The sequence below is a fragment of the Glycomyces tritici genome, from assembly GCF_030403505.1.
The window spans coordinates 50,688-69,759 of the sequence record NZ_JAUEMJ010000007.1; the positions used below are offsets into that span (position 1 = coordinate 50,688).

The 19,072-nt window shown below is 71.2% G+C and carries 17 protein-coding genes; 14 read left to right on the top strand and 3 right to left on the bottom strand.

Going from position 1 to position 19,072, the window contains the following annotated elements:
• Positions 1-51: 51 nt before the first annotated feature.
• The 7 genes from QWI33_RS20685 (at position 52) to QWI33_RS20715 (ending at position 9,683) form a co-directional block, all read left to right on the top strand.
• The gene (locus QWI33_RS20685; RefSeq protein WP_289958275.1) at positions 52-1,149 is read left to right on the top strand and encodes a Gfo/Idh/MocA family protein; all 1,098 of its coding nucleotides are present in this window, start codon (positions 52-54) and stop codon (positions 1,147-1,149) included.
• 47 nt (positions 1,150-1,196) lie between these two features.
• Positions 1,197-2,108 carry a DUF6807 domain-containing protein gene (locus tag QWI33_RS20690; RefSeq protein ID WP_289958274.1) on the top strand — a complete coding sequence of 304 codons (912 nt, stop codon included), beginning with the start codon at positions 1,197-1,199 and terminating at the stop codon, positions 2,106-2,108.
• Between the two features lie 2 nt (positions 2,109-2,110).
• Positions 2,111-2,830 (top strand): cupin domain-containing protein, encoded by a 720-nt coding sequence (locus QWI33_RS20695; protein WP_289958273.1) that lies wholly within the window; start codon positions 2,111-2,113, stop codon positions 2,828-2,830.
• A 184-nt stretch (positions 2,831-3,014) separates the two neighbouring features.
• Positions 3,015-4,862: an RNB domain-containing ribonuclease gene (locus QWI33_RS20700; RefSeq protein WP_289958272.1), complete on the top strand. Its 1,848-nt coding sequence runs from the start codon at positions 3,015-3,017 to the stop codon at positions 4,860-4,862.
• A 64-nt stretch (positions 4,863-4,926) separates the two neighbouring features.
• The gene (gene tyrS / locus QWI33_RS20705) at positions 4,927-6,183 is read left to right on the top strand and encodes a tyrosine--tRNA ligase (RefSeq protein ID WP_289958271.1); all 1,257 of its coding nucleotides are present in this window, start codon (positions 4,927-4,929) and stop codon (positions 6,181-6,183) included.
• A 49-nt stretch (positions 6,184-6,232) separates the two neighbouring features.
• Entirely contained in the window at positions 6,233-8,674 is a 2,442-nt protein-coding gene (locus QWI33_RS20710; RefSeq protein WP_289958270.1) for a hypothetical protein, read from the top strand.
• Positions 8,649-9,683, top strand: coding sequence for an HAD-IIA family hydrolase (locus QWI33_RS20715; RefSeq protein WP_289958269.1), 1,035 nt, complete (start codon positions 8,649-8,651; stop codon positions 9,681-9,683). Before QWI33_RS20710 ends, QWI33_RS20715 begins: the two co-directional genes overlap by 26 nt.
• A gap of 101 nt (positions 9,684-9,784) precedes the next feature.
• On the opposite strand, the gene QWI33_RS20720 is transcribed toward QWI33_RS20715, so the two are convergent.
• Both QWI33_RS20720 and QWI33_RS20725 read right to left on the bottom strand, forming a co-directional pair.
• Complete coding sequence (locus tag QWI33_RS20720; protein ID WP_289958268.1) at positions 9,785-10,132, bottom strand: SCP2 sterol-binding domain-containing protein; 348 nt, start codon at positions 10,130-10,132, stop codon at positions 9,785-9,787.
• A gap of 224 nt (positions 10,133-10,356) precedes the next feature.
• A complete protein-coding gene (locus QWI33_RS20725) occupies positions 10,357-10,695 on the bottom strand; it encodes an SCP2 sterol-binding domain-containing protein (RefSeq protein WP_289958267.1) in 339 nt (112 codons plus the stop codon).
• Positions 10,696-10,897: 202 nt separating this feature from the next.
• On the opposite strand from QWI33_RS20725, the gene QWI33_RS20730 reads away from it, so the two are divergent.
• The 3 genes from QWI33_RS20730 to QWI33_RS20740 are packed head-to-tail and all read left to right on the top strand — an operon-like array spanning position 10,898 to position 12,332.
• The gene (locus QWI33_RS20730; RefSeq protein WP_289958266.1) at positions 10,898-11,311 is read left to right on the top strand and encodes a phasin family protein; all 414 of its coding nucleotides are present in this window, start codon (positions 10,898-10,900) and stop codon (positions 11,309-11,311) included.
• On the top strand, positions 11,308-11,508 hold the full coding sequence (locus QWI33_RS20735) for a hypothetical protein (RefSeq protein ID WP_289958265.1): 201 nt from the start codon (positions 11,308-11,310) through the stop codon (positions 11,506-11,508). The genes QWI33_RS20730 and QWI33_RS20735 overlap by 4 nt, the downstream gene beginning before the upstream one ends.
• A gap of 35 nt (positions 11,509-11,543) precedes the next feature.
• Positions 11,544-12,332: a TlyA family RNA methyltransferase gene (locus QWI33_RS20740; RefSeq protein WP_289958264.1), complete on the top strand. Its 789-nt coding sequence runs from the start codon at positions 11,544-11,546 to the stop codon at positions 12,330-12,332.
• Between the two features lie 9 nt (positions 12,333-12,341).
• Here the strand turns inward: QWI33_RS20740 and QWI33_RS20745 are convergent, their stop codons facing one another.
• On the bottom strand, positions 12,342-13,937 hold the full coding sequence (locus QWI33_RS20745) for a GMC oxidoreductase (protein WP_289958263.1): 1,596 nt from the start codon (positions 13,935-13,937) through the stop codon (positions 12,342-12,344).
• A 222-nt stretch (positions 13,938-14,159) separates the two neighbouring features.
• Between QWI33_RS20745 and QWI33_RS20750 the strand changes: the two genes are divergently transcribed.
• From QWI33_RS20750 to QWI33_RS20765, 4 genes are all read left to right on the top strand, one after another.
• On the top strand, positions 14,160-15,059 hold the full coding sequence (locus tag QWI33_RS20750; RefSeq protein ID WP_289958262.1) for an NAD kinase: 900 nt from the start codon (positions 14,160-14,162) through the stop codon (positions 15,057-15,059).
• Positions 15,060-15,117: 58 nt separating this feature from the next.
• Positions 15,118-16,866, top strand: coding sequence for a DNA repair protein RecN (gene recN, locus QWI33_RS20755; RefSeq protein WP_289958261.1), 1,749 nt, complete (start codon positions 15,118-15,120; stop codon positions 16,864-16,866).
• 76 nt (positions 16,867-16,942) lie between these two features.
• The gene (gene steA, locus QWI33_RS20760; RefSeq protein WP_289958260.1) at positions 16,943-18,145 is read left to right on the top strand and encodes a putative cytokinetic ring protein SteA; all 1,203 of its coding nucleotides are present in this window, start codon (positions 16,943-16,945) and stop codon (positions 18,143-18,145) included.
• On the top strand, positions 18,142-19,071 hold the full coding sequence (locus tag QWI33_RS20765) for a copper transporter (RefSeq protein ID WP_289958259.1): 930 nt from the start codon (positions 18,142-18,144) through the stop codon (positions 19,069-19,071). The genes steA and QWI33_RS20765 overlap by 4 nt, the downstream gene beginning before the upstream one ends.
• The last annotated feature ends 1 nt before the right edge of the window (position 19,072 follow it).

Here is a 19,072-nt window from a genome sequence, read left to right on the forward strand (position 1 = left end):
TCACTCAGACGCTGGAAAGCGTTTACAGACCCTGTGACGAAGGAGTCCACTGTGTCCTCCCCCTACCGCCTCGCCGTAGTCGGCACCGGCGGCATCGCCCACCTGCACGCCGAGCAGCTGCGCGATCACTGTCAAGGCCGGATCGAGCTGGTCGCGGCCGTCGACCCCGACACCGACCGCCTCAACGCGTTCAAGCAGAAGTTCGGCGTCGCGAGCGGGTACGCCTCGATCGAGGAGCTGCTGGCCGCCGAGACCCTCGACCTGGTCGACCTCTGCACCCCGCCCGTGGCGCACGCGCCCGGTGCCATCGCCGCCCTCGAAGCCGGCGTCGGCGTCATCTGCGAGAAGCCCCCGGCGCTGAGCCTCGCCGAGTTCGACCGGATCGCCGCCGCCGCATCCGCCTCGAAGGGCGACTTCGCGCTCATCTCCCAGCACCGCTTCGGCTCCGCCGCCGAACGCGTGCGCGACATGACCGCCTCGGGCGTCCTCGGCCGCCTCGCCGTCGCGAAATGCGACACCCTCTGGTACCGCCCCGAGGAGTACTTCGCGGTCGAATGGCGCGGACGCTGGGAGACCGAGGGCGGCGGCCCCACCATGGGCCACGGCATCCACCAGATCGACACGCTCCTCTCCCTGGTCGGGCCTTGGTCCGAAGTGGTCGCCACCGCCCACCGCCACCGCCGCATCACCAACACCGAGGACGTCTCGCACGCGATCGTCACCCTCGAGTCCGGTGCCTCGGTGGTCATCACGAACTCGCTGCTCTCCCCGCGCGAGGTCTCGCAGATCCGGCTCGACTTCGACAACGCCACCGTCGAACTCGACCACCTCTACGGCTACGGCGACGACAACTGGAGCATCCACCCGATCGACGCGGCCGCCGAAGAGGTCCACCTCGCCTGGGCGGGCGAGCCCCGCGGCCGGAACTCGGGCCACTACGCCCAGTTCCTGCGCATCGCCGACGCCCTCGACGGGAAGGCCGCCCCGCCGGTCACCGTCGAGGAGGCCCGCCGCACCCTCGAGCTCCTCGCCGCGATCTACGCCTCCGCCTTCACCGGCAAGCGCGTCCGCGCCGGGGAGATCGACCCGACCTCGCCGTTCTACCAGCGCATGGACGGCTCAGGCGCGCCCTGGCCCGACCGCAAGTGACCGCCCGACAGAGCCGCCAAACCGAGCAACGACTGGAGAGCACACCGATGACGCTGCACCTCGACGACAACGGCACCGCCGTCTCGATCAACAAGGGCGACTTGACGATCCTGCGGTACGTCTACCGCCCCGACAACGCCCAGTTCGAATCCCCGCGGCCCTACTTCGAACCGCTCTACGACCTCGCCGGCAACCAGGTGAGCCTCTACCGCCCGCACGACCACGTGTGGCACAAGGGCATCGCGCTCTCCCTGCCGAACGCGGGCCCCGAGAACTTCTGGGGCGGCGCGACCTTCCGCCGCGGCAAGGGCTACGTGGACGAGAAGAACGACGGCGCCATGGTCCACAGTGAGTTCACCGAGCTCACCTCGGACGAGCACGGTGTCAAGGCCGTGGAGCGCCTCGACTGGATCACCCAGGACGGCCGCCACTTCTTCTCCGAGACCCGCACCTTCGCCGTCACCGTCCTCGCCGACGACACCTGGGTGCTGTCGTTCACGACCGCGTTCACCAACGACACCGAGAACACGGTCGTCATGGGCAGCCCCACCACCGAGGGCCGCGAGAACGCGGGCTACGGCGGCTTCTTCTGGCGCGGACCGCGCTCCTTCACCGAAGGCACCGTCTACACCGCCGAAGGCGAAGGCGGCGACGAGAAGATGGGCGAGCGCGGCGACTGGCTCGCCTACCGCGGCAAGCACGACTCGGTCGACGCCGTCTCCACGCTGGTCTTCACCGACCACCCGGAGAACCCGACCGCGCCCGTCAAGTGGTTCGTCCGCACGACCCCGTTCGCCGCGGTCTGCCCCGCGCCGTTCTTCGACACCGAGCTGCCGATGGAGCCCGGCGACACCGTGACGCTGCGCCACGCCGTCGCCATCTGCAACGGCGACACCGGCATCGACGGCGCCGCCAAGGCCGCTGCGCTCGCCGCCGCCGAACTGGACCGGTTGGGGTAGCGATGAGCGGCTTCCCGGGCGGCACGGCCGTCTCCCTCGTCTCGGTCTACGACTGGCCCGCGGCCGACGGGCAGGCGGGCGGCAGCCCGCACCTCCACACCGCCTCCACCGAGGGCTACGTCGTCGTCGGCGGCACCGGAGCGGTGGAGACGCTCTCGGGGAACGGCTTCGAGCGCCACGAGCTCAAGCGCGGGACCGTCCTGTGGTTCACCCCCGGGACGGTCCACCGCGCGGTCAACGGCTCGGGCGACCTCCAGGTCGTCGTGGTCATGCAGAACGCCGGCATCCCCGAGGCCGGGGACGCCGTGTTCACCTTTCCCGAAGCGACCCTTGCCGACCCGGAGGCCTACCGGGCCGCCGCGACGGCACCGGCCGCCGAAGGGCTCACCGAGAGCCAGCGCGGCGAGGCCACCCGGGCCCGCCGGGACCTCGCGATCGACGGCTACCTCGCCCTGCGCGAACGCGTCGAGGCCGAGGGCCCCGCGGCCATGAAGCCCTTGTGGGACAAGGCGGCACAGCTCGTCTCGGGCCGCGCCGAGACCTGGCGGCGGATCTGGGCGGCAGGGCCCAAGGCCCAGGCCGACGCCACGGGCGCCCACCTGGACGCCCTCGAGCGGGCCGACGCGACCCACCTGTGCGACGCCCACGCCGGCAACGCCGGGGACGCGGTGGGCAAGTGGGGCATGTGCGGACGACTGGAGACCTGGGACCTGCGCCCCTGACCGAACGGACCGTCGAGAGGGACCGAGCGCTCGGCGCTCGGTCCCTCTCGCCGCGTCGGCGCACTCGTCCAAAGCGCTCGCGCTCTCCTGCAAGGTGTCGCGGCCCCGCAACCTTTCCCGAGACGGGAAACGATGCGAGTGAGCTGCCCGCTACGATATGGCGCGAGACGAACGAGGAGCGCAGTTGGTCGAGCACAACCCCGCCGAGACCGGGATCATGATCGACGCCGCCACCACGGTCGATCGCGACGACGCCATCTGGATCGAGCCCCACGGCGACGGCTTCGACGTCTGGGTCCACATCGCCCGGGTCGCCGACCACGTCACCACCGGCGGCCGCGCCGACACCGAGGCCCACCGCCGCGTCCACACCCGCTACCGGCCCGAGCACACCAAGCACATGCTCCCCGCGCCCGTCGTCGAAGCCGCCTCCCTCGAACCCGGCCGCGAGAACGACACCTTCGCCGTCCACCTCAGACTCGACGCCGCCGGCCGCGTGCTCACCGCCGAACTCGGCCCCGGACGCCTCACCCGGTCGTGGATCATGACCCACGGCGAGGCCGCGACCGCCGCGAACGACGACACCCACCCCCTCCACGGCACGCTCGCGCTCGCCCTGCGCTTCGCCCAGACGATGCTCGCCGCCCGCCGCAACGCCGGCGCACTCGCGTTCTACGACCTCCTCTCCGGCTTCGCCACCAACGAGGAGGGCCAGCTCGTCCGGCTCGACAGCTCGATGCGCAACTCCGGCTACATCATCGTGCAGGAGTTCATGATCGCCGCCAACGCGCAGATCGCCTCCTGGGCCGTGCGCGAGGACCTGCCGATCCTCTTCCGCAACCACCGCCTCGCCGCCGTCGCCGGCGACCCCGCGGAACTGCGCGCCGAGCTCGACTCGATCGCCGCCAGCGGCGACGGCGCCGCCTTCGAGATGCTCCGCGCCCGCATGCGCATGGTCGCCCGCGCCGCGACCTACGGCCCCACCGTGCACGGCCACCACGGACTTCAGCTGCCCGCGTACACGCACGCGACCAGCCCCATCCGCCGCTACCCCGACCTCGTCGTCCAGCGCATCCTGCTCGCCGCCGCCCTCGGCCGCCCGAGCCCCTACCCCGCCGAAGAGCTCGACGCCATCGCGGCGCACGTGAACGAGCGCGTCGAGGAGGAGCGCCGCGCCAAAGCCGAGTACTTCAAGCAGAAGGCCCACGAGCAGACCGCGAAGCACGCCGCGGCCGCCGACTTCACCGCCCTGCCCTACAAGCAGTACGCCCGCGTCCTCCAGTTCGCCGTCGAGCGCGGCGAGCACCCGGCCGGGCTCGCCGAGGACACCGCCCGCCGCCTCGACGCCCGCGAACTCCAGCTCCGCGAGTTCGCCTCCGTCTACCTCTACGGCCGCGGCGAGTTCGAACCGCTGCGCGAGCGCATGAACCGGATGCTCGCCGACGAGCCCCAGCAGGCCCAGTCGATCGTCAACGTCTACCTCCAGGACCGCCTCGGCGGCCCCGTCAGCAACGAGACGAACGTGCTCTGGACCGTCGAGGACGAGCCCGGCTTCGAGGGCCCGCTCTTCTCCGCGCAGGTCTCCATCCGCTACGGCGACGAGCAGGTCGACTCGCCGAAGCGCCTGCAGCGCAACAAGAAGGAAGCCCGCAACCAGGCCGCCCTGGCGCTCGTCGCCGCGCTGGCGGGCCTGCCCGACCCGTCCTCTGACGCGGTGGCCAAGCCGCGCACTGAGGGCCCGAAGAAGCTCCTCGTGGACGCCGCGGTCAACCCGGCCGAAGCGGTCCAGATCTACGCCGCACGCGGTCTGATCAAGCCGCTCACCTGGGATTTCTCGGTCGACGGCCCCTCGCACGAGCGGGTCTTCACCTGCCGTGCGGAAGGGCGGCTGCAGGTCTCCGACGAGCACGTCGCGGCCGAGGGCAAGGGCCCGACCAAGCAGGTCGCGAAGACCAATGCGGCCCTTGAGCTGCGCGTCCAGATCGAGGTCGCGCTGGCGCTCGGCGAGGCGGGGCGGCACGCGGAGGCCTGACGGCAGGGTCACGACCGGCCTCGGAGCCCGAAAAGCGCTTCGCCCGCTAGGGCACAATGAGGGCGTGCATATTCTCGACGACTTCGCATGGCGCGGCCTCATCCAGGACTCCACCGGCATCGACGCTCTCCGCGAGCACATCGACGCGGGCCAGGTGACCTTCTATGTGGGCTTCGACCCGACCGCGGTCAGCCTGCACGTCGGCCACCTCATGCAGGTCATCACCGCCCGCCGCCTCCAGCAGGCGGGCCTGAGGCCGCTGCTGCTCGTGGGCGGCGCGACCGGCCAGATCGGCGACCCCAAGGAGGCGGGGGAGCGCAGCATCAACCCGCCCGAGGTCGTGGCCGGATGGGTCGAGAAGATCCGGGGGCAGCTCGCCCCGTTCGTCACCTACGACGGCGAGAACGGCGCGATCCCGGTCAACAACCTCGACTGGACCAGCGAGATGGGCGTCGTGGAGTTCCTCCGGGACGTCGGCAAGCACTTCCCGGTCTCGAAGATGCTCGCCCGCGAGGTCGTGAAGGCCCGGCTCGAATCCGGCATCTCCTTCACCGAGTTCTCCTACCAGCTGCTGCAGTCCAACGACTTCTACGAGCTGCACCGCCGCCACGGCTGCTCCCTCCAGTTCGGAGGGTCCGACCAGTGGGGCAACATCACCGCGGGCGTGGACTTCGTGCGCCGCAAGGCCGCCGAGCACGTCCACGCCTTCGTCACCCCGCTGGTCCTCAAGGCCGACGGCACGAAGTTCGGCAAGACCGAAGGCGGGGCCGTCTGGCTCGATCCCGAGCTGACCAGCCCGTACGCGTTCTACCAGTTCTGGGTGAACTCGGCCGACGCCGACGTGGTGGGCTACCTGAAGTACTTCTCGTTCAAGTCCCATGAGGAGATCGAGGAGCTGGAGCGGGCGACCGCTGAGAAGCCCGCCGCGCGTCTCGCGCAGAAGGCGCTCGCGGAGGAGATGACCTCGCTGCTGCACGGCGCCGAGGAGACCGCGCATGTCGTGGCCGCCTCGCAGGCGCTGTTCGGCCGCGGCGAGCTCGCCGAGCTGCCCGAGTCGACGCTGCGCGCCGCGCTCGTCGAGGCGGGCCTGGCGGAGTTCACGAAGCCAGGCGTCACGGTGGCCGAGGCCATGAAGGAGTCCGGCGTGGTCGCGAGCCTGGGCGAGGCCCGCCGCGCCGCGAAGGAGGGCGGGGCCTACCTGAACAACGTCCGGGTGAGTGATCCTGCGGCCGTTATCGACCCTTCTGACCTGCTTCACGGACGGTACGGAGTGATCCGGCGCGGCAAGAAGACCGTCGCCGGGTTCGAGGTAGTCGGCTGAGGCATACACTTGGCTGGTTTTGTCGCGGTGAATAGAGGGGGAGAATCGAGTGGCTGAAGACGGCCGCGCCCGCAAGGGTGAAGATGACCGACGAGGCGGCTACGGCCGTCGCGAGGGCGGCGGCTACGGCGACCGTTCGGGCCGCAGCGGCGGGTACAACCGCCAGGACGGCCGAGGGGACAGCCGGGGCGGCTACGGCCGCAGTGAAGGCCGCGATGACCGCCCGCGGCGCTACGATGACCGGGACGACCGTCCTCGCCGTGAGGGCGACGGGGGCCGCAGTGGCGGCTACAACCGCGACAACCGCAGCGGCGGGTACAACCGCGACGACCGGGGCGGCCCGCGCCGCTTCGAAGGCAGCCGTGATGACCGGCCGCGCCGGGACGGCGACAGCCGTGGCGGTGGCTTTAACCGCGACAGCCGCAGTGGCGGCTACAACCGCGACGACCGCCCGCGCCGTGACGGCGACGGGGGCCGCAGCGGCGGCTACAGCCGTGACGACCGCGGTGGCCGCAGTGGCGGGTACAACCGCGATGACCGCGGCCCGCGCCGCTTCGAAGGCAGCCGCGACGACCGCCCGCGCCGCGATGGCGACGGGGGCCGCAGCGGCGGCTACAGCCGTGACGACCGCGGCGGGCGCAGTGGTGGCTACAACCGCGACGACCGGCCGCGCAGCGGCGGGTTCAACCGCGATGACCGCGGCCCGCGCCGCGACGGCGACAGCCGCGGTGGTTACAACCGCGACGACCGCGGACCGCGCCGCGACGGCGACGGCGGCCGCAGCGGCGGCTACAACCGGGACGGCCGCAGCGGTGGTTACAACCGCGACAACCGCGGTGGTGGTTTTAACCGCGACGACCGTCCGCGTCGTTTCGAAGGCAACCGCGATGACCGCCCCCGCCGTGACGGCGACAGCCGCGGTGGCTACAACCGCGACGACCGCGGACCGCGCCGCTTCGAAGGCAACCGTGACGACCGTCCCCGCCGCGACGGTGACAACCGCAGTGGCGGCTTCAACCGCGACGACCGCGGACCGCGCCGCTTCGAGGGCAACCGGGACGACCGTCCCCGCCGCGAGGACGACCGTCCGCGCCGGTTCGAGGACCGTTCCGACCGACCGGCCCGCGATGACGACCGCCCGCGCAAGTTCGAGAACCGCGAGGGCCAGGGCCCGCGCCGGTTCGAAGGCAGTGAGGACCGCCCGCGCCGCGACGGCGACGACCGTCCCCGCCGCTTCGACCGGGACGACCGTCCCCGCCGCTTCGACCGGGACGACCGCCCCCGCCGCGACGACGACCGGCCGCGCAAGTTCGAGAACCGCGAGGGCCAAGGCCAGCGCCGGTTCGACCGCGACGACCGTCCGCGCCGTGACGACCGGGGCGACGACCGCTTCGGCCGCGACGGCAAGGAGCGCCGCGGCAAGGACAACCTGCGTCCGCTCGAGGAGCGCGAGGCCGGGCACGAGGGCCCGATCCGCATGGGCGAGTCCGACGAGGCGCCCGACCTCCCCGAAGGCGTCGAGTACGGCTTCGACCAGCTCGACAAGGAGACCAAGGCCGGGCTGCGCAGCTTGAACAAGCAGCTCGCCGAGGCCGTCGGCAACCGGCTCCTCGCCGCTGCCGCGCTCCTCGCCGAGGACGACATCGAAGGCGCGCTCGAGCAGGCCCGCTACGCCCGCCGCAAGGCGTCCCGCGTGGCCGTGGTCCGCGAGGTCACCGGTGTGGCCGCGTACGGCGCCGAGGAGTGGCAGCTGGCCGTCAACGAGCTGCGCGCCGCGCAGCGCCTGGGCGGCACGCACGACCACGTGGCGCTCATCGCCGACTGCGAACGCGCCCTTGGGCACCCCGAGCGCGCGATCGACCTCTACCGCGAGTTCGGCAGCGACGAGAGCGTCGACCCCGAAGTGCGGGTCGAACTGCTCATCGTCGCCTCCGGCGCCCGCCGCGACATGGGCATGGGCGAGGCCGCGACCGCGATGCTGAAGGTCGGCGGGCTCAACTCGCCGAAGACCGAGCCGTGGGTCGCCCGCCTCCGCTACGCCTACGCCGAGGGCCTGCTGGCCGACGGCCGTGAAGACGAAGCCCGCGAATGGCTCTCGAAGGCGGTCGCCGCCGACGAGACCGGCGACACCGGCGCCGCCGAGCGCCTGCTCGAGCTCGAAGGCATCGTCGTCGAAGAGTACGACGAGGACGACGAGGAATTCGACGACGAGGACGACGACGACCTCGATGACGACGACGACGAGGACGACGAGGACGACGACCTCGAGGACGAAGACGACTACGACGACGACGATGGCGACGACTTCGACGACGACGAAGAAGACTTCGAAGACGACGAGGAGTCCGAGGCCGACGTCAAGGACGACGTGAGGACCGAGACGACGCCCGCGCCGCCTTCGACCACTCCGTTCGCGACGCCGGCGTCCTCCAGCGCCGGGTCGACCCCTGACGCTGAGGAATCTGATGACCCGACTGAAAGGCGCGCCTGAGGCACTCGCCGGCGCTTACGACCAAGCGCTGCTCGACCTCGACGGTGTCGTCTACCTGCTCAGTCAGCCGATCCCGGAAGCGGCCGCGACCCTCGCGGCCCTTCCGGGGCTCGACTGCGACCCGGTGTTCGTCACCAACAACGCCTCCCGGAGCCCGCAGGTGGTCGCCGAGGCCTTGCGCGGCATGGACATCCCAGCCGAGGAGTCCCAGGTGCTCACCTCGGCGCAGGTCGTGGCCGAGATCCTGCGCGAGCGCCTCGGCGAAGGCGCCCTGATCCTCGTGACCGGCTCTGAGGCGCTGCGCAACGCAGTAGAGTCCCAGGGCCTGGTCGCGACGACGGACCCCAAAGCGGCCCAAGGCATCGGCTACGGCATGATCCCGTCGCTGACGTGGCGGGACCTCGCGGACCTGACCATCGCCGCCCGCAACGGCGCGCTCTGGGTCGCCACGAACCTCGACGCCACCCTGCCCACACCGGACGGTCCGCTGCCCGGTACGGGCGCTCTGGCGGGCGCGATCGCCACGGCGCTGGGCCGCGGGCCCGATGTCGTGGCAGGGAAGCCCGAGCCGGGGATCTACCGGTCCGCGCTGGCGCGCAAGCCCGGTGCCCGCGCGGTCATGGTCGGCGACCGGCCGGACTCGGACATCGAGGGCGCCAACCGGGCGGGCATCGACTCCCTGCTGGTGTTCACCGGTGTCGCCTCGCCGCGTTCGGCGCTGGCGCTGCCGCCCGAGCAGCGGCCGACCTACCTCGGCTGGAGCCTTGCGGCGCTGACCGAGCCGCACCCCGAGCCCGACTGGAACGACGCGGTCGACCGCATCGAGTGCGGCGGCTGGACGGCGACCTTGGAGGGCAAGAAGATCAGCCTCAGCGGCGAGGGCGCCGACCTGGACGCGTGGCGGGCGCTCTGCGAGTTGAGCTGGGCCGCAGCCGATATGGCGGGCTACGACCCGACCTCGGCGCCGGTCCCGGTGGGCGCGGCCGCGGAGAAGCTCCTGTCGATCTAGCAGGGGACAAGCATGAAGCCCGGACTGCCGCAGTCCGGGCTTCGTTTTCTTCGGCGGCGCTGTGCCGGTGGGGCGCAGCGCCTTACGTCGATGGCGGGTGCTTAGTCGACCTTGAGGGCCTTGCGCAGCTTGGCGAGGTCCTTGACGGAGGCCTTGATCTTGATCTTGCCGGTCAGGATCGCCTTGGCGGGCTTGAGTTCCTTCTTCGACAGGGCGATCAGGTCGTCAGAGGCGATCAGGATGCGCACCTCAGCGTCGGGGGCGTCGCCGTCGAGCAGGTCGGTGAGCTTGTTGCCGGAGAGCTTGGCGCTGAAGGCCTGCTTCAGGTCGGTGATCTCAACGGCCAGCGTGCGCTCGAAGCCCTCTTCGAGCTCGAGCTCGTCGGACTTCCTGGCGACCTTGCCCGCCATCTTCTCCAGCACATTGCGGCATTCGTCAACAGTGGCCATACGGTCCTCCCGGAATAGTTCTTGAGCTCGAAGCGCTCGACTGCCGAGAGATTACAACGTGGCTCGAATGCCGTTGCGTCCGACCGGGACGCATTGGACCATCCGGACTCTGCCGTGGGGCCTTACGGCTCGCAGCTCTGGGCATGACCGCGCGGGACGGGCCTCACGGCCCGTGCCCGCGCACCTCACGTGCAAGCGGCCCAAAGCGAACCGGAGCCGAGTGGCTACAGCACGCCGCGGAGCTTCATGAGGTCCATCATGTTCGCCTTGATCTTGACCTGGCCCCCGGTGAAGGCCTTCATGAAGTCGAGCTCGCCGGCGACGAGCTTGAGCAGGTTGTCCGAGGAGGTGATCATGCGGATCTCCGCGTCGGGGTTGTCGCCGTCGGTGATGCCGGTCAGCTTGCCCTGGTCGAACTTGCCGTTGAAGGACACCGAGAGGTCGGTGATGTCGGCGGCGAGCGACCGCTGGAAGCCCTGGAGCTTGCGCACCGACTTCGGGTTCGAGGAGAGGTTCTCCGCGAACTGCTCGAGTGCGGTCCGGCATTCGTCGATGGTGGCCATGGGCCCTCCTGTTTCGATCGGCGCGGGCGCGGCGGTGCGCCCCGTCAGAATGTTACCGGCCAGTACGGCCGTGCGGGCACGGCCGGGGACCGGTAGCTTGGCAGTACCGTTGACGCCAGAGCCAGACTACGGCTCGCGAGCCTCACCGAGGCGGGGACGCCAACCCGCGGACTCGGCAGACCCTGAAGGGAGTGGGACCGCCATGACGGACTCCGCCCGCGCGTACTTCGACTCATTTCTAGGCATGGCCGGCGAACCCGGCCGCCGCGCCCGCGAATTCGCGGGCAAAGTCCGCGAGGACCTGCGCTCGGGCTCCGAGCAGATGCGCGAGCACGGCACGCGCACCGCCTCCGACCTCGGCCGCCTCATCCGCTCCGAGGTCGACGCGGGCCTCACCCGCCTCGGCGTCGCCACCCATGCCGACCTCGACGACCTCAACCTGCGCCTCGAGCACTCCGAAGAGCAGATCCGCGACCTCCGGATCCGCCTCGCCGAAGCCGAGGCCCGCGCGAACGCCGCCGAGAAGAGCCCCGGCCGCCCGGCCCCCGCCGAGACCCCCTCGTCCGCCTCCGCCGCCACCATGGAGCCGATCGACGACGAGGAAGAGGACGCATGACCGATACGCCGAGCCCGGGGGCCCTGGCCGACCGCCTGCAGCCCTCCGCCGACACCGACGATGTCGAGATGGAGGTCGAGGAGGCCCTGGGCCGCCTCGAAGCCCTGCCGGACCTGCCCGTCACCGAGCACGTCCAGGTCTTCGAAGGCGTCCAGCAGCGCCTCTCCGAGATCCTCAGCAACGTCGACGACGCCTAGCCTCCAGACCCACTAGAAAGCACCGATCCCGCGCCATGCCGACGCGCTACCGACTCGACGCCGAACTCGTGCGCCGCAAGATCGCCCGCTCCCGCGAGCACGCCCGCGAACTCATCGCGGCCGGCCGCATCCACCTGCGCGGCATCCCCGCCACGAAACCCGCCACGAGCGTCACCGGCGACGACTCCATCCGCCTCGTCGGCGACGTGGACGACTACGTCTCCCGCGGCGCCCACAAGCTCATCGGCGCCCTCGACGCGTTCGGTGCGGACCCGAAGGGCCTGCGCGTGCTCGACGCCGGGGCCTCCACCGGCGGCTTCACCGACGTCCTGCTGCGCCGCGGCGCGGCCGAGGTGCTCGCCGTCGACGTCGGCTACGGCCAGCTCGCCTGGAAGCTCCAGACCGACGAGCGCGTGGTCGTCCACGACCGCACCAACGTCCGCCACCTCACCCCCGAACTGCTCGGCGGGCAGGTGGACCTGACGGTGGGGGACCTGTCGTTCATCTCACTCGAACTCGTCCTGCCCGCGCTCGCCGCGTGCACGAAGCCCGGCGGCATGATGCTGCCGATGGTCAAGCCGCAGTTCGAGGTCGGCAAGGGCCAGGTCGGCGCGGGCGGGGTCGTGGCCGACCCCGCGCAGCGCGCCGCCGCCGTCTGGAACGTCGTCGAGAAGGCCGGACAGCTCGGCTGGACCACCACCGCGGTGGCCGCGAGCCCGCTGCCCGGCCCGAAGGGGAACGTAGAGTTCTTCTGCCGCATGGTCGTCGGCGGCGAGCCGATCGACCGCGCCGGCGTCGACGCGGCCTGCGGCGTGCCCGCCTAGCGAAGGCCCCTAAGCGAAGTCGGCGGCGAGGATCGCCTCCAGGTTCCGCTCCGCCAGCGCCGTGATCGTCACCAGCGGGTTCACGCCGAGCGAGCCGGGGATGAGCGAGGAGTCGGTGGCGTACAGCCGCTCGTAGCCGTTCAGGCGCCCGTACGCGTCCGTGGCCTCGCCGAGGACGCAGCCGCCGAGCGGGTGGTAGCAGAAGTCGGCGGCGAAGGCCCGATGGTCGCCGAACAGGTCGTACCGGTACGACGTGCCGTGCTTCCTGTTGATGCGGTCGAACAGGGACTTCGCGGCGGCCACGCCCGGCTCGGACTGCTCGCCGCTCCAGTTGAGCACGGCCCTGTCGGCGTCGGCGTCGTACGTGAAGTGGCCGCGCTCGGGGTTGTCGGTGATCGCCAGATAGAGGCTGATCCAGGTCTCGATCCCGGCCGGGAGCGGCGCGAGCTCGGCGAAGACCCGCGCCGCGGGGTTGTCCCAGTCGTCGATGCCCATGACGGGGATCGTGGACTGCTTGAGACCCGTGGGGTTCCACGCGTGGTTGGCGCGGGCGGTCATGACGTTCCCGTTGGGGCCCCAGCCGGCGCCGACGGACTCGTCCAGGTCGGGGAGCGCGCCGGTCTCGCGGGCGCGCAGGAGCAGTTCGGTGGTGCCGAGGCTGCCCGCGCCGAGGAACAGGTGACGGCAGGTGAGCCGCTTGGACTCGATGAGCTCGTTCGCGTCGCCGCGGTGCTCGACGGTGAGCACGTAGTTGCCGTCGGCGTCGAGTTCGATGGCGGTGACCTGGTGGCGGGCGGCGATGGTGACGTTCCCCGTCGCCAGCGCGGAGGCCAGGTAGGTCTTGTCGAGGCTCATCTTGCCGTGGTTGTTGCCGTACATGACCTCGACGTCGAGGGCGGACTTCTCGGCGGTGCCGGCGGCCTCGCGCTCCATGTAGTCGAAGTCGTACACGTCCGGCACGAACACGGTCTTCAGGCCTGCGGCCTCGGCCTGGGCGGCGGCCACGCGGCTGAACCGGTAATAGGGGGTGGTCCGGTAGAACTCGGGGTCGATGGTGTTGACCTGGAGTTCGGCTTGCGCGAGCGGGAAGTAGCGGTCGTACATCAGGTCCGCGTCGAGGCCGGGGAGGACTTCGGCGAGGTAGTCGCGGCGGGGGACGACGGCCATGCCGCCGTTGACGAGCGAGCCGCCGCCGACGCCGCGTCCGACGTAGACGGACATGTCCGCGTAGTTGATGCGGTCGAGCACGCCCGGGTAGGGGTCGATGTCGCGGTTGACGACGTCGAGCCAGAGCAAGGTGGAGAGGGGCGCTTCGGTGCGGCGCTTGAACCACATGCTGCGCTCGTCGGGGCTGGTCATGTTGCAGAAGACCTTGCCGTCCCCGCCCGGCTCGTTCCAGAGGCGGCCCATTTCGAGGACGAGGGTCTGGACGCCGGTTTCGCCCAGGCGCAGGGCCGAGACGGCCGCGCCGTAGCCGGACCCGATGACGATGGCGGGGACGTGGGCGCCGTTCGCGGCGGCCGCCCGGGGGCCGACGGTGGCGAGCCCGGCCGCCGCTGCGGCGGTGAGCGCCGAGTAGCCGAGGAGTTGTCTGCGTGTCGCCATAATGGCTCCCTTGGTTCCGGTGGTGTTGGGGACACATTGTGCCGCAATGGATCACACCTGGCCAGATCGCTGAGCGGCTTGCCGCCCAAGGGAAGCCGGGGGCAGGTCTTTCATGCCGAACCGCTCGGTGCAAGCGTTATCCTGGGTATGCTCTCCGATACTCCCGGTGAAGGCGCCTGGAGTACAGTTCGAGGCCCTGTAACCGTCTGAGTAGGAGCGCGAGTGGAGCCGCAGCAGAAGCCGAGCCGAGTCCTCGTGGTGACGCACCCGCTCCGCCAGGACGTGGCCGAGCTCGCGGGCAAGCTCGCGGCCGCCCTGCAGGCGGAAGGCGTCGCCGTGAAGATCTGCTCCGGCGCGACCCGCTCGCTCCTGCGCCCCGACGCGCTCGTGGTCGGCGACGACGTCACCGGCGAGAACGCGGACCTCGTGCTCGCCCTCGGCGGCGACGGCACCGTGCTGCGCGCCGCGAAGGTCGCCGCGGAGGCCGACGTGCCCCTGCTCGGCGTCAACTTCGGCAAGGTCGGCTTCCTCGCCGAGGCCGAGACCGGCGAACTCGAGACCGTCGTCTCGCGCCTCCTCGCCGGCGAGTACACCGTCGAGGAGCGGACCGCGCTGGGCGTCGAGGCCATGGGCACCGACGGCGAGCAGCACCGCTCCTGGGCGTTCAACGACATCGCGGTGGAGAAGGCCGAGCCCGCGCGGATGCTCGAGCTGTACATCGAGATCGACGGCACCCGCATCTCCCGCTACGGCTCCGACGGCGTCGTGGTCGCCTCGCCGACCGGCTCGACCGCGCACGCGATGTCGGCCGGCGGCCCGGTGGTCTGGCCCGATGTGGACGCCCTCGTGGTGGTCCCCATGAACGCGCACGCCCTGTTCGCCAAGCCGATGGTGGTGCACTCCTCCTCGGTGATCCGCATCGGCGTGGAGTCGGTCGGCACCGAGGGCGCGCTCATCGCGGACGGCAAGGAGCTCACCCGCCTCACGAGCGGCTCCACCGTCACGATCCGCCGCTCGGACCGACCGGTGCGCCTGGTGCGCATGTCCGGCCAGCCCTTCGCCTCCCGCCTGGTGTCGAAACTCTCTCTGCCCGTTGACGGTTGGCGTCACGGCCGCATCTGAGACGCATCCGCCGCCGCTCGGCCGCCGATTGTCAGACGGACCGGCTAGGCTTCGAAGCGTGTTGGAGGAGCTTCGCATCCAGAATCTGGGCGTGATCGCTGACGCCACCTTGCCGCTCGATTCCGGCCTGACCTGCATCACCGGTGAAACCGGCGCCGGTAAGACCATGGTCGTGGCCGGTCTTGGTCTGCTGTTCGGCGGTCGTGCCTCCCGTGCTCCCCTCGGTGCTGACCGAGCCCTTGTGGAGGGTCGCTTCGCCGTGGGCGAGCACGCCCTCGAACTGCGGGAGCGCGCCATCGAGGCCGGGGCCGACCTCGAGGACGGCGAGCTGCTGCTAGCCCGCTCAGTGTCCTCTGAAGGCCGTTCGAAGGCCTGGGTCGGCGGCCGCTCCGCGCCCGTCGGCGTACTGGCCGAACTCGGCGAGCTGGCGATCTCGGTGCACGGCCAGTCGGACCAGATGCGGCTGCTGCAGCCCGCCGAGCAGCGGGCCGCGCTCGACCGCTTCGCCGGGGCCGACCACGGCAAGGTCCTCGAGGCCTACCGCGCCGTCTTCCATGAACTCGGCGCCTGCGCCGCCGAGCTCTCCCGCCTGCGCACCAGCGCCCGCGAGATGGCCCGCGAGGCCGACATGCTGCGCCTGGGCCTCGACGAGATCACCGCCGTCGACCCGCAGGAAGGCGAGGACGCCGAACTCGCCGAAGAGGCCCGCCGCCTCGAGAACGCCGAGGCCCTGCGCCTCGCCGCCGCCACCGCGCACGGCGCGATCAGCGGCGACCCGGCCACCGGCGAAGGCGGCGCGACCGACACCGTCGGCGCCGCTGCGCGCGCTCTGGAGCACGACGCCCACGCCGACCCCAAGCTCGCCGAGTTCGCCGAGCGCCTCGCCGAGGCCGGCGCACTCCTCGCCGAAGCCGCCGTCGACCTCTCCGCGTACCTCGACGACCTCTCGGCCGACCCGCAGCGCCTGGAGGAGATCTACCAGCGCCAGGCCGCCATGAAGACCCTGTTCCGCAAGTACGCCGAGGACCTCCCCGGCGTGCTGGCCTGGGCCGAGAACGCCACCAAACGGCTCGGGGAGCTCGACGTCTCCGACGAGCGCGTCGCCGAACTCGAATCGCAGCACGCGGAGCTCACCGCGCGGGCCGCCGAGCTCGCCGGGCAGCTGCGCGCCTCCCGCCGCGCCGCGGCCGAGCGCTTCTCCGCCTCGGTCTCGGCCGAGCTCAAAGGCCTCGCGATGCCGCACGCCGAGGTCACGGCCGCGGTCGAGCCGCGTCCGGCCGGCCGCGGCGGCATCGACCTCACGGTGACCGGCGGCGACGAGATGACCGTCTCCGGCGCCACTGAGGACGGCGCCGACGAGGTCGAACTTCTGCTGCGCCCGCACCCGGGCTCCCTCCCCGCCGCCCTCCACAAGGGCGCGTCAGGCGGCGAGCTCTCCCGCGTCATGCTCGCGATCGAAGTGGTCTTCGCCGAGATCGGCGGCCCGCCCGTCCTCGTGTTCGACGAGGTCGACGCCGGGGTCGGCGGCGGCGCGGCGATCGAGATCGGCCGCTGCCTCGCCAAGCTCGCCCGCCGCCACCAGGTGCTCGTCGTCACCCACCTGCCGCAGGTCGCGGCCTTCGCCGACCGCCACCTGGTGGTCTCGAAGGACACGTCAGGGGCCGTCACGGTCTCGGGCGTGCGCGTGGTCGACGACGCGGCGCGCGCACGTGAGCTTGCTCGCATGCTCGCCGGCATGCCCGATTCGCACCTGGGCGTGGCCCACGCCGAGGAACTGCTGGCAGAAGCGGCGAAGATGAAGTCCTAGCAAAGCGTCGCTCGCGGTGCCCGCCCCGGCGAGCCGTCGCCGCGGCGCGTGCGATCGGATGGCATGATGATGCACGATGCGTGTACCTAGCTTGCGTTTGCCCGGGCGGAGCCCGGAGGGCGACCCCTCCGATGATCGGCTGGTCGGCACCGCCCGCCTCGACCGCCGTACGAAGCGGCTGTGCGGCCGGCTCGAACCCGGCGACATCGCCATCATCGACCACGTCGACCTCGACCGGGTCGCCGCCGACACTCTGGTCGGCACCGGCGTCCCGGTGGTCGTCAACGCCTCGAAGTCGATCTCGGGCCGCTACCCGAACCTCGGCCCCGAAGTGCTCGTCAAGGCCGGGATCGTCCTCATCGACGGCGTCGGCGACGAGATCTTCGACCGCGTCCGCGAGGGCCGGTCCGTCTCGGTGGACATCGAGACCGGGGAGATCTTCTCCGGCGGCGACCTCATCGCCGAAGGCGCGGTCCAGACCGAGGCCACGGTCGGCGCCGACATGGAGGCCGCCAAGGAAGGGCTCTCGATCCAGCTCGAGGCCTTCGCGGCCAACACCATGGAGTACCTCAAGCGCGAGCGGGACCTCCTGCTCGACGGCGTGGGCGTGCCCGATGTGAAGACCTCCTTCAACGGCCGCCACGCGCTCATCGTCATCCGCGGCTACAACTACAAAGAGGACATCGACGTCCTCCGCCCCTACATCCGCGAGTTCAAGCCCGTGCTCGTGGGCGTCGACGGCGGCGCGGACGCGCTCCTGGAAGCCGGCTACACGCCCGACATGATCGTCGGCGACATGGACTCGGTCTCCGACGACGCCCTGCGCTGCGGCGCCGAGATCGTCGTCCACGCCTACGCCGACGGGCGCGCCCCCGGCATGGAGCGGATGGACAAGCTCGGGGTCCCCGCGATCCCGTTCCCGGCCGCGGCCACCTCCGAGGACATCGCGATGCTCATGGCCGACGAGAAGGGCGCCGAGCTCATCTGCGCCGTCGGCACCCACGTCACCATGGTCGAGTTCCTCGACAAGGGACGCGGCGGCATGGCCTCCACGTTCCTCACGCGCCTGCGCGTGGGCGGCAAGCTCGTCGACGCCAAGGGCGTCTCGCGCCTCTACCGCCAGGACATGTCGATCTCCGCCCTGCTCCTGCTCATCGTCTCCGGGCTCGCCGCGATGGCCACCGCCGTGGCCATCTCCACGGTCGGCCGCTCCTTCGTCGACGTCATCGCCGACTGGTGGGACGGACTGCTCTTCCAAATCCAAAGGCTGTTCTCGTGATCAACTTCCGCTACCACCTGGTGAGCCTCACCGCGGTCTTCCTCGCCCTCACCGTGGGCCTGATCCTCGGCACGGCCGCCCTCAACGGCCCCGCCATCGAGGCCTTCGAGAGCAACATCCAGAGCCTGCGCGACAGCAACGAGCAGCTGCGGGACCAGGCCGAGCAGATGGAGAAGGACCTCGAGGACGACCAGGCGTTCGCGAACGCCGTCGCCCCGTCCTACCTCGCCGGGCAGCTCACCGCGAAGAACGTCCTCGTCGTCGCCCTCCCCGGCGCCGACACCGCCCAGGTCGACGGCACCGTCGAGATGCTCGGCTACGCCGGGGCCACCGTCTCCGGCCGGATCTCGATCCTCGACGACTTCTTCGACCCGGCCAACACCGGCACCCTCGGCGACCTCGCCGAGCGCACCACCCCCGACACCATGACCACGCCCGTCACCTACGACGGCGTGACCGCGATGAGCTACGTGCTCGCCGCCGTCACCACCGGCGAAGCCGCCGGGACGACCGTGACGGTCGCCCCCGCCGACATCACCACGGTCATCACCGGCCTCAACGAGCTGGAGATGCTCACCGTCGAGACCGCGCCCACGGGCGTCGCCGACGGCGTCATCATCCTCGCCGGACCCGGGTCCACCGACTCCGACGCCGTCGAGCGCAACGCCGGCATGGTCGCCCTCACCAACGAGTTCGCCGCCGACGACCCCACGGTCTACGCGGCCACGACCGACACCGGCGACGGCAACCCGATCAAGACGCTCCTGGCCGAGAACGCCGACACCGTCGCCACCGTCGACAACGTCGCCATCACCCAGGGTCAGATCGCCGCGGTCGCCGCGCTCGCCGATTTCATCAATACCGGCACGGTCAACCACCTCGGCACCGGGGAGGGCGCTTCAGACCTGCTTCCCGGCGCGGCCTAGT